This window comes from Candidatus Sodalis sp. SoCistrobi (genome assembly GCF_900143145.1).
Classification (GTDB): Bacteria; Pseudomonadota; Gammaproteobacteria; order Enterobacterales; family Enterobacteriaceae; genus SoCistrobi.
In genome coordinates this window covers 1-9,738 of sequence record NZ_FRDB01000108.1, presented here as the reverse complement: position 1 = coordinate 9,738, position 9,738 = coordinate 1, and the positions used below count along the sequence as shown (strand labels likewise).

The window sequence follows — 9,738 nt, the reverse complement described above, 5'->3', positions numbered from 1 at the left end:
TTCCGACTCACATTAACGCTATCAAGGTGAAATATGAATGGTTTACTCACCGGATTACTCGCCCGCCGGGAAACGGGGCTTATCGAAGAAATTGAAAAACTGGAAAGACGTATTGTCCGCATGGAGAGTCAGGCCAATGCAGAATGCTGGCTTCTTAAAGGTGATATTCGGCAAGCGCAATTTGAAGCAGACTGCAAACTTATTGAGGAATATGAGGAAGGTATTCATGCTGGACTGCCGAAAGAGGAAATACTGGCGTCTCTGGTAAATGGTGCGATGCATCGAATTAAAGCCTCCGTTCAATAAATAATCCCGGCTGTCGCATGGCAGCCTGAAATCACCTCACCACTGCACACCGGGTGTGCAAACTTACATTATCGTTTTAATTGACGAGGATTACTTATGTCTGAATTAACTATCCAAGCCCTGATGAATTCACAAGTACTAACCATGTCGTCTCGTGAAATTGCCGAATTAACAGGTAAGCAGCATAAAAATGTTAAGCGTGACATTGAGGTAATGCTGAATGACCTTCAGGAAGATGCGCTCAGATTTGAGCACATCTATATGGACAGCATGAACCGTCCGCAAACAGAATATCTGCTTGACCGCGACCATACCGAATGTTTACTAACCGGCTACAGCGCTATCCATCGCATGCGCGTCATTCGTCGCTGGCATGAACTGGAATCGGTGAACACAGCCGCTATGGCACAGACGCTGACCGATAAGGTGCAGGCGGGTATTGCAATGCTCACTTTCTACAAGCAGGAATTGCGTATTGCTCCCTCGGCCATGCTGGGGGCAATGAAAAAGCTGCAATCTTCCCTCGGGATGCCGGATATCCTGCCAGCCTATGCGGTAGACGCACCCGATGGCAGTACCACGGGATCCAGCGAGGTCACGCATTCGCTCACTGAGCTTTTGCTGCTGCATGGCAAGCCCTACACCGCACAGTCTGGTTTTAAGCGTCTGCAACTGCTGGGCCTCGTTGAGCGCAAGTCGCGCCCCAGCAGCAAACATCCCGACAAAGAGAAGATGTTCTGGACGCTCACGGAGAAAGGCTTGCAGTTTGGCAAGAACCTCACTGACCCGGCCAATCCTCGCCAGACGCAGCCTCATTTCTATGATTCGCAATTCCCCCGCTTGCTTGCCGTCATGACAAACGGCGCAGCGGCTTGATTTTAGCAGAGGTAAATAATGGCATACATCACATTATCCGAGTGGAATCGGCGGCAAGCCCGTCCGCGCTGTATGGAAACGCTCAGACGCGCCGCCCGAGGCGGTCATTTTTTCCCGCCAGCAATATTTGAAGGGCGGGAATATCTGGTTGACGAAAACGCCGAGAAGCTTACCCGAAACAATACCTTTCATCCATCCAGGAACGTTCATCCCGCATTACTATCGAGGATAAAACATGGCGCGCCGGAGGAGAAGCCATAAAAACCGCGATTTGCCGCCAAACCTGCAACCCCGCAATGGCGGCTATTTCTGCTATCGTGACCCACGCACGGGGAAGGAATATGGCCTCGGACGCAATCGGCGGGAGGCCATTACACAAGCTATCGCCGCGAATATGGCGATTTATGGCTCATCAAAGCAATCACCACTCGTTGACCGCATTAGCGGCACACAGGCAACCACAGTTAGCGAATGGTCTACACGTTATCTGACAATACTGGAGGGACGAAAGCTTAAGCCGAAAACGATGAGCGAGTACAATAAATACCTGAAAACAGTTAACGACAATTTAGGCGAATTTGCTATTCAGAAAGTAGAAACCAAAGACATTGCCGACTTCCTGAACCAATGGGTAAAGGCAGGGAAAGTGACAATGGCGAACTGCATCAGAGCATTGTTACGCGACCTGTTTCGTGAAGCGATTGCTGAGGGACTCCTCAAAAGTAATCCAGCCGAAGCCACCCGAAACCAACGTATAGATATTCAACGGGAACGCATAACCTTGGATGCGTGGAAGCTCATACGCAAGGCAGCGGATACATTACCTGCATGGGTGGGTCCCTGTCTTGACCTTGCTTTAGTCACCGGTCAACGCTTAGGAGATATACAAGCACTACGCTGGGAGGATATCAAAGACGGACGTCTTTACATTAAACAGGCGAAAACAGGCATGATGCTTGCCTTCTCCGAAACAACCCGCATCGACTGTCTCAACTTATGCCTTTCTGATGTACTGAACCAGTTTAGGACGTTAAATAACGGTGGAGCGCATATTGTCGCCGATGCGCGACATGAGCAATTTTCTGCGAAAACACTCTCCACTGGATTTCGGAAAGCTCGCGAGGCATCTGGATTAACATGGGAACGTAACCCTCCCCCATTTCATGAAATCAGAAGTTTGGCAGCGCGACTTTACACCGATGAGAAAGGTAGGGATTATGCGCAAAAATTGCTAGGACACAAGTCATCCGAGATGACAGATAAGTACCGAGATGTAAGAGGGTCGGAGTGGGCTGAGATTGAATAATTTCGATCGAATTTCGAGTAATTTCGATCGATAGCTTGTAACCAGCTGAATTAAAAGGCTGATATTTTAATGGCGCTATCTACTGTTTAGCGAGCGGTACTTGCAACTTTGGCCAGAGCGACAACAATTACTTTTACGCCCGTTATCGGCGTAACGGCCTCTGCCCCCTCATCAGCACAGGAGAGACATAATGAGCATGTATGCAACTCTGGAAGAAGCGATCGATATCGCCCGCGAAGAGTTTTTAGAAGCGTCTGCCGACAGCAGTAAGGAGGATGAAACCCCTTCAGTGCAGCAATTCAGCCTGCAGAAATATGTCCTGCAAGACGGCGAAATCATGTGGGAAGCCGAATTCCAGGCGGAAGAAAATGACGCTAGCGAGACGATGTCGTTTCGCATGGGCGAAGCCGCCCAGGCGATTTTTGACGGCGATTACGATGAAACCGAACTGCGGCTGGAGTGGCAGGAGGAAAATACCCTGCACGAATGGGACGAGGGCGAATATCAATATGAACCGCCACTGGACACCGAAGAGGGAAAAACCGCCTCGGATGAATGGGACGCCATGTAAGCATGCGCTGTCCGTCCTTAGCCCGCAAGCCGCGCAACCGCGGCCTGTGGCGCATCAGCCCGGCGTCAACAACGCCCGCCGCGCCGGCGGTCTAATCGTAAGGGCCGTGGCGCCAATCCACCGGCAACAATAGCGTATCTACCACCATAGACAATGGCAAATCGATGATAGTGAGGTATTTCCACGCCGAGTCGCGCAGATCCCATTGCACGCCCGGATAAAATTGATTGCCGTGCCCCTGGCCGGGCATCGTGCGGCTAATGATGCTGCCACAGCCGGAAAGCAGCAGTAGCGCGGCCAGCACCAGACAAAATCGTCCCATAAAAGCTTCGGTTACCTAATTATCGTGCAGCGGCCCACGCACGCCTATCGATGTCAACCACTGTGCCGGAGCAGTGCCGGCACGCCCACATTATCGGTCTGTCGCGGCAGGCTGCACCACAGGCGCATCTTCGCTGCGCTGGGAGCGGAAATACGACACCGTCGCTAACAGGCAGAGCGCGTAACCGAACAGTTCGGTACCTTCTTCCACCGCGTTTTTGACGGTACGGATGAAATCATCCGCCAGCAGCGTATGCCATAGCGTGCCCATCCCCATCAGACGGGCGAACAACAGCACAGTCAGCAGACCGGCGCTTAGCATACCGTAGCTGGGGTGTTTAAAAAAGACCACCAGGCCGGCCAGGGTACGTTGCGGACAGCGGCCGGCATAGAGCAGCGCCGCGAGCGTCACCGCCAGCGCGAACCATAGCCAGCTGCCGTGGCGGATCAGATCAAAGGCAAAATCCATCTCGCGTATCAAAATACACAGGAAAAAACCGCCGATTAATGCGCTGCTGTGGCGCAAGGCGGCATTACGCAATAACAAGCCGTGGATCACCACAATCATGACTAAAATCAGCTCTTGCGCAATTTCGGTCAGTGAAGATTCATGCTCCCCATTATGAAATCCATTAATATCGATAAACAGTAAGGAAGTCAGCAGCGCGATCACTACGGCACACAGCAGAAAAACGCCCAATTTTTTCAATACAAACAGCCAATCACTCTGCATGGTATCCTCATACCCTGAATTTTGAGGGGATTTTAACGGTCAACCCCCGCCGTCAAGTTACAATAAATGCTCCCATCGCATGATCTGGCACTTTATGTGGAACCAAAGGGAGTTTTTGTGGTCTGCAAGCGCTTTTTGCCACTCTTGCTTAGGCTTTAGCGGCAACATGGCCGCGCCGGCCGCAACGGCGTCAGACGGCCCTCCCCTCTCGTCGTCTACGACAGGAAACGTTAATTAGCCTTATAAGTATAGCCCAGATATCCTGCAGACCCATGCCAGCGGAACCGGCCACACGCCGCGATACGGCGAGGTGCAGCCCAACCCGGCTTTGGCGGCATGAGAAGCATTGATTAGCGCGGGTGTATGATGCGGCGGTTACCTGGGGTCTGGACAGGAGCGACAGCGCAGCCTGTCGTGGCCTGGCGTGCAAAAAAAAACCGGCCGCTATGCTACGGCCGGGTTTGATGAGCTAGGGGTCTAGGGTGACCGCGTGGGTGCGCTCAGCGCCGCCTGACGACGGCGGGAGTGCGCCAGACGGTCAATTGCTCCGGCTGCGACCACAAGCGCAGGTGCAACCGGGACAGCGTGACGGGATCGCTTAAGATAGCCAGACGCTGAGCGGGATTGAGTTTCGCCGGCCCCAATGTCAGAGCGGCGGCGAGATGCTCCTGCCGGTTGCGCTCCACCAGATCCGATACCCCATGACGGGCGGTCGCCATGCCCACGGCCAGCGCATTATAGGCCGGCTCAACCACCGCCCGGCGGAAACCGTCGGACAACATGCGGGCGCGGTTACTCTGCAGATAATTCTCGGTAGCCACCAGTTCTTTCGGCGGCGAATATTCCTCAGGAATGAGAAACAGACCGGCGCGCTGGCACTGGAGCCCCAGTCTCGCCCGGCTGGAATAGACCGACACCCACGGCGACAGGATAAGCGACACGACAATCGGCGACAGCCACCACAGAAAACGCAGATCCAGCCAAGCCATGCCGCCAGCCCAGACCAGACCCAGCAACATTTGCGAGCCGTGACGCTTAAAGGATTCACTCCAGGGTGTCGCGTCGTCATCGCGCTGGGGGGGAATTCCACTGCACCGACCAGCCAAGGAACGCGCTCACCACAAACAGCGTGTGAAATAGCATCCTCACCGGCGCCAAAAGCACGGAAAACAGCATTTCCAGCAGCATCGAAACGGTAACCTTCAGCACGCCGCCGAACTCCCGCGCGCCTTTGGCGATAATGAGGATCACGCTCAACAGTTTGGGCAAGAACAGCAGCACCAGCGTGGTGGAAAATAACGCTATCGCCAGTTCCGGGCGCCACTGGGGCCACACCGGGAAGAGCTGACGCGGCTGCAGGAAATATTGCGGCTCCATCAGCGTATACACCACCTGCAGGGCGGTGGAGAGCGCCAAAAACATAAACCACAGCGGCGCCGATAAATAGGACATAACGCCGGTCAGGAACACCGCGCGATGAACGGGATGCATCCCCTTCACCAAAAACAGCCGGAAGTTCATCAGGTTGCCCTGGCACCAGCGGCGATCGCGTTTGAGCTCATCCAGCAGGTTGGGCGGCAATTCTTCATAGCTGCCGGGCAAGTCGTACGCGATCCATACCCCCCAGCCCGCCCGGCGCATCAGAGCCGCCTCGACAAAGTCATGGGACAAAATGGACCCGGCGAAGGACCCTTCCCCAGGCAGCGGCGCCAACGCGCAGTGCTTGATAAACGGCTCAATGCGGATAATGGCGTTATGTCCCCAATAATGGGATTCCCCCAACTGCCAGAAATGCAGGCCGGCGGTAAATAACGGCCCATAAACCCGGGTTGCGAACTGTTGGCAGCGCGCATACAGCGTGTCCATGCCGGACGCCTTCGGCGCGCTCTGGATAATGCCCGCGCGCGGATTGGCTTCCATCAACCGCACCAGATTGGTCAGGCAGTGGCCGCTCATAACGCTGTCGGCGTCCAGGATCACCATATAGGCGTACTGGTTACCCCACCGCCGGCAGAAATCGTCGATATTACCGCTTTTGCGCTTCACCCGACGGCGGCGGCGGCGATAAAAAATGCGCCCGGTGCCGCCGGTTTCTTCGCACAGCTCCATCCAGGCTTTCTGCTCGGCGACGCAAATATCGGGATGATAACTGTCGCTTAAGATATAGACGTCGAAGTGATCTATCTGGCCGGTCGCGGCAACGGATTCATAGGTCGCGCGCAAGCCGGCGTACACCCGCTCTACGTCTTCGTTGCAGATAGGCATAATCAGCGCCGTGCGGTGCGCCGGATTCAACGGTTCATCGCCGGTGGTACTGGCGGAGATGCTGTATTTATCATGGCCAATCAACAACTGCCAAAAGCCCATCAGCGCGGTCCAGAAGCCGGCCGACACCCAGCAAAACAGGATGGCGAACAAAATAAGGATCCCGCTTTGCAACACATAAGGCAGCAACTGCAGCACCGACTGCAGCACATCCTGATGGATCATATCCATCGGATCGATGAGCGCCCAGCCCTGGTAAGGCAGAATGGTCTTCATATACCAGGTGGCGATGGCGGTCTGAAACAGCGTCAGCGCTAACAGTATATAGCGACGGATAGTACCGACGGTCCGCCAGTTGCCGTCTTCGCGGGCAGCCATTTCCTGCTTATGGCGCGGCTTGCGGGATTTGCCCCGCAGCACACCCCAGAAACGGACCAGCGGATTGGTAAACCAGGGTTCGGGAAACATGGTGGTACGCTTGATGGTCGGCATCGCCTTGATAGCCGTGCGCCCGCGGCTGTCTTGCACCAGAAGATCAGGATGACGCGCGGTTTGCGGCCAGGCCATATGCAAACGACGGGTCACCGATCCCAGCGCCGCATCCTCGGCGGCCAGCATCTCGCCCTGGGGCCGGGGATCCGTCGCTCAGGGCGTGGTGCACGGCATCGGGCGCGACGTCGCCTTGCCCGCGCAGCTGGTCGCGCAGGTCGGCCTTTTGCTCAGCGGCAAGCGGCAACGCCTCGACATAGTCGAGGCTGGTGGAGGTAGAATTATTCATTGGCAGGCAGCAGATAGCTCCAGGTTTCGGTCAATGTCTTATCGCCGTTAACCAGTGCGGCACGCATCTCGGTAGGTTGCTTGGTGTCTTTCACCTTCAGACGCAAGGTTAAACGCCAGCCGTGGGTGACCGGGTTAAAACGGACGCTGTTTTCCACCACCTCGGCGTTGTCGCCCACGCTAATCTGTGACGTGACCGGCGCGGCCGGGTCCACCTCTTTCAGCGGCTGGCCGACAAAATCCACCTGAAAAGCGGTGGTACCGTCAGGCTGACGCGTCAGGTTAGTCTGTTTCACATCGCCCGCGGAACGCAGGGTCTGCTTCACATAGGCGAAATCCGCAGAATGAATTTTGTCTTCATCACGCGAGAAGTGCAGCCGGTAGGCCAGTTCCAGCGGCTGACCGACGTCCGGCAGTTTTTCCGGCGTCCAGAACGCGACAATATTGTCGTTGGTTTCATCGTTGGTCGGGATTTCCACCAGTTCGACATGCCCTTTGCCCCAATCGCCGCGGGGTTCCACCCAGCCGCTCGGGCGCAGGTCGTAACGATCGTCGAGATCCTGGTACTGGAAGAAATCACGTCCGCGCTGCAGCAGACCAAAACCGCGCGGGTTCTCTATTTGAAACGTGCTTACCGACAAATGCCGGGGATTATTCAGCGGGCGCCAGATCCACTCGCCGTTGCCGGCGTGAATCGACAAACCGTTGGAATCGTGCAATGCCGGTCGGAAATTCATGGTCGTGGCCGGCTGATTGGGCCCGAACAGGAACATACTGGTCAGCGGCGCCAGACCCAATTTGCCGACCTTGTCACGCAAATAGACGCGCGACTGGACATCGACGCTGGTGTCGCGCCCAGGATAGATGACAAAACGATAAGCGCCGGTGGCGCGGGGAGAATCGAGCAGCGCATACAGCACCAGGTGCTTGTCGTTGGCCTTGGGACGCTCAATCCAGAATTCACGAAAACGCGGAAACTCTTCGCCGGACGCCAGCGCGGTATCGATCGCCAGGCCGCGCGCGGACAGGCCATATACCTGCCCTTTGCCGATCACACGAAAATAGCTGGCACCCAGCATGCTGACGATTTCGTCATTTTTATCGAGCTGATTAATCGGATAGAGGATTTTAAACCCGGCAAAACCGAGATCCTTTACCGCATCGGGGTCGTGATTGACCGAACCGAAGTTGAACATATCCGATGAATATTTAACCTCATTAACGGTGGTCGCCGTCACTTCATTGATTTTCACCGCCTGGTCGAAATACATCCCCTGATGGTAAAACTCGATTTTGAATGGGGTCGGTAAATCGTGCCACAGCGCCTTGTCATGATTGAATTGAATTTGCTGATAGTCAGCAAATTTCATTTCGCGAAATTGCGAAGGCACATTGCTCTTTGGCGCTTCATAACCTTTAGCCGCCAGCGCCTGGGCTTGCTTAGCCACATCGTCAATAGAAAATGCCCATGAGGGCAAAGCGTATAGCGTCAACAACACCGTGGCTCCCAGCCAACGGAGACTCGCTTTGGATGATTTGACGAAGAATTTATTATTTGGCACATCCCCCCCTCTGCGTGTGCTCTTAATCATTTACAGCAATCTTTATTACTGAAATCACTTGTCCGACAGCATGATACAGTAATGGTTCCTCTTATTCGCCTTCCCGGCACCCTGTGTAGCAATAGGCTGAAAAACCGACTCTTCGAGTGATAAAAGATAGTCTATAAAAGGGTAAGCCAACAGTTGGCGCCCGGTTTGATTTTACCTGAGCCATCGGGCGGGGGTTAATGCTTTTTTCTCTTTCAGCGGATTATGGGCAAAAAAGCAGAATTTTTAACCCCGACAAATCAGCATATTGCCCTGACCCGTGATAATAACCTGCCAATCGGGCCGGATGGCGCGCTTAGACCGCCGACGCACGGAAAGATCTTATTACATTTCCTTGCCGGGGATGACAGGTCAAACAGGCCGCCGCGGCATGCCGACGCCGTCTGGCAACGCATTGGTTGCCACGCTCTCCCGCCGAGCTATCCCGGCATCATCGGCATCATCGGCAATCTATGGCGACGCTATGCCAGCGTCGTTTGATATAAACGCGCATTTTCCTCGTCGAAACAGACAAAAATCACCTGCTGCGGCCAGGCATGGTGCGCCAGAAACCCGCGCACAGCATCAATGGCGATGCGGGCCGCGTCGGGCTTCGGGAAGCCGTAAACGCCAGTGCTGATATTCGGGAAGGCCAAACGGGCAAAACGGTGCGCCGCCCCGAGCCGCAGACTGCTGTCATAGGCGCGGCGCAACAGCGCGGCTTCATGGTGCCCGCCGCCGCGCCAGACGGGGCCGACGGTATGAATAACGTACGGCGCGGGCAGAGCGCCGCCGCCGGTTATCACCGCCTCTCCTACCGCACATCCGCCGCGATCGCGACGAATCGCCGCACACGCCTCCCTCAGTGCATAGGTATCTACACATTTATCGTGATACCTGTTATTACTTTGCAGAATGATTTCAACCTATCTGTTGGCGGGATTGACTCTCGCCTTACCCGCCGATATCAGACGCTGGTTAAACAGCATATGAC

10 protein-coding genes and 1 pseudogene are annotated in these 9,738 nt (G+C 55.0%); 6 read left to right on the top strand and 5 right to left on the bottom strand.

Annotated features, from left to right (window positions below):
* The first annotated feature begins 33 nt into the window (after nucleotides 1–33).
* The 5 genes from CINSTRO3249_RS08860 to CINSTRO3249_RS08840 all read left to right on the top strand — a co-directional run bounded on the left by CINSTRO3249_RS08860 (nucleotide 34) and on the right by CINSTRO3249_RS08840 (nucleotide 3,059).
* Nucleotides 34–306, top strand: coding sequence for a hypothetical protein (locus CINSTRO3249_RS08860; protein WP_074013016.1), 273 nt, complete (start codon nucleotides 34–36; stop codon nucleotides 304–306).
* A gap of 96 nt (nucleotides 307–402) precedes the next feature.
* A complete protein-coding gene (locus tag CINSTRO3249_RS08855; RefSeq protein ID WP_074013015.1) occupies nucleotides 403–1,182 on the top strand; it encodes a Rha family transcriptional regulator in 780 nt (259 codons plus the stop codon).
* Nucleotides 1,183–1,200: 18 nt separating this feature from the next.
* Nucleotides 1,201–1,443 (top strand): excisionase, encoded by a 243-nt coding sequence (locus CINSTRO3249_RS08850; RefSeq protein ID WP_074013014.1) that lies wholly within the window; start codon nucleotides 1,201–1,203, stop codon nucleotides 1,441–1,443.
* The gene (locus CINSTRO3249_RS08845; RefSeq protein WP_074013013.1) at nucleotides 1,418–2,488 is read left to right on the top strand and encodes a phage integrase Arm DNA-binding domain-containing protein; all 1,071 of its coding nucleotides are present in this window, start codon (nucleotides 1,418–1,420) and stop codon (nucleotides 2,486–2,488) included. The genes CINSTRO3249_RS08850 and CINSTRO3249_RS08845 overlap by 26 nt, the downstream gene beginning before the upstream one ends.
* Nucleotides 2,489–2,678: 190 nt before the next feature.
* Nucleotides 2,679–3,059: a MysB family protein gene (locus CINSTRO3249_RS08840; RefSeq protein ID WP_074013012.1), complete on the top strand. Its 381-nt coding sequence runs from the start codon at nucleotides 2,679–2,681 to the stop codon at nucleotides 3,057–3,059.
* A gap of 91 nt (nucleotides 3,060–3,150) precedes the next feature.
* On the opposite strand, the gene CINSTRO3249_RS08835 is transcribed toward CINSTRO3249_RS08840, so the two are convergent.
* The 4 genes and pseudogenes from CINSTRO3249_RS08835 to CINSTRO3249_RS08820 form a co-directional block, all read right to left on the bottom strand.
* The gene (locus CINSTRO3249_RS08835) at nucleotides 3,151–3,381 is read right to left on the bottom strand and encodes a YceK/YidQ family lipoprotein (protein WP_074013011.1); all 231 of its coding nucleotides are present in this window, start codon (nucleotides 3,379–3,381) and stop codon (nucleotides 3,151–3,153) included.
* A gap of 90 nt (nucleotides 3,382–3,471) precedes the next feature.
* Nucleotides 3,472–4,113, bottom strand: a complete 642-nt coding sequence (locus CINSTRO3249_RS08830) for a hypothetical protein (protein WP_074013010.1) — start codon at nucleotides 4,111–4,113, stop codon at nucleotides 3,472–3,474.
* A gap of 500 nt (nucleotides 4,114–4,613) precedes the next feature.
* Nucleotides 4,614–7,156 (bottom strand): annotated as a pseudogene (mdoH, locus tag CINSTRO3249_RS08825) (glucans biosynthesis glucosyltransferase MdoH).
* Nucleotides 7,149–8,747, bottom strand: a complete 1,599-nt coding sequence (locus CINSTRO3249_RS08820) for a glucan biosynthesis protein G (RefSeq protein WP_084790167.1) — start codon at nucleotides 8,745–8,747, stop codon at nucleotides 7,149–7,151. The pseudogene mdoH and the gene CINSTRO3249_RS08820 overlap by 8 nt, the downstream one beginning before the upstream one ends.
* Nucleotides 8,748–8,969: 222 nt before the next feature.
* On the opposite strand from CINSTRO3249_RS08820, the gene CINSTRO3249_RS08815 reads away from it, so the two are divergent.
* Nucleotides 8,970–9,245: a hypothetical protein gene (locus CINSTRO3249_RS08815; protein WP_074013009.1), complete on the top strand. Its 276-nt coding sequence runs from the start codon at nucleotides 8,970–8,972 to the stop codon at nucleotides 9,243–9,245.
* On the opposite strand, the gene CINSTRO3249_RS08810 is transcribed toward CINSTRO3249_RS08815, so the two are convergent.
* On the bottom strand, nucleotides 9,227–9,610 hold the full coding sequence (locus CINSTRO3249_RS08810; RefSeq protein ID WP_256381653.1) for a macro domain-containing protein: 384 nt from the start codon (nucleotides 9,608–9,610) through the stop codon (nucleotides 9,227–9,229). The genes CINSTRO3249_RS08815 and CINSTRO3249_RS08810 overlap by 19 nt on opposite strands.
* Nucleotides 9,611–9,738: the final 128 nt, after the last annotated feature.